Annotated in this window: 1 protein-coding gene; it reads left to right on the top strand. The window is 63.6% G+C overall.

Translation table 11 applies throughout. The annotated features are described in order from the left end of the window. Window positions 1–574, top strand: a 574-nt coding sequence (tpiA, locus tag ACI94_RS09995; protein WP_286681386.1) for a triose-phosphate isomerase, incomplete at both ends; no start/stop codon positions are given.

Here is a 574-nt window from a genome sequence, read left to right on the forward strand (position 1 = left end):
AGACCTATCAGGAGGGTATGGGCCGCAATGCTCACCGGATCGCCGCTGCAGCCGAGACCGTGGCACAGGAGAGCGGCGTCGTCATCGGCATCGCGCCGGCGTTCACTGAGATTCATCCGATAAGTCACCACTATGCAATACCGGTCTATGCCCAGCATATCGATGCGATCACCCCCGGCGCCCATACGGGCCATATTCTCCCCGAGGCGGTCAGGGCGGCAGGTGCACGCGGCACCCTGATCAACCACTCTGAGCGACGCCTCACTCTGGCCGATATCGACGCCTGCGTCCAGGCCGCTCGCAGGCTCAACCTTGAATCGGTCGTCTGCACGAACAACGACTCGACCAGCGCCGCAGCGGCGGCCCTCGGGCCCGATTATGTGGCGGTCGAGCCTCCGGAGTTGATCGGGAGCGGTGTCTCGGTCTCAAAGGCCGACCCTGGAATAATCGAGCGGTCCGTCAATGCCGTCAGATCGGTCAACCCGGACGTGAAGGTCCTGACCGGGGCGGGTATCCAGTCGGGCGAGTGCGTGAAGATTGCTGTCGATCTTGGGACCTGCGGTGTTCTCCTCGC

Source organism: Methanoculleus sp. DTU007 (assembly GCF_001512385.1).
In the GTDB taxonomy this organism is placed as follows: Archaea; Halobacteriota; Methanomicrobia; order Methanomicrobiales; family Methanoculleaceae; genus Methanoculleus; species Methanoculleus thermophilus.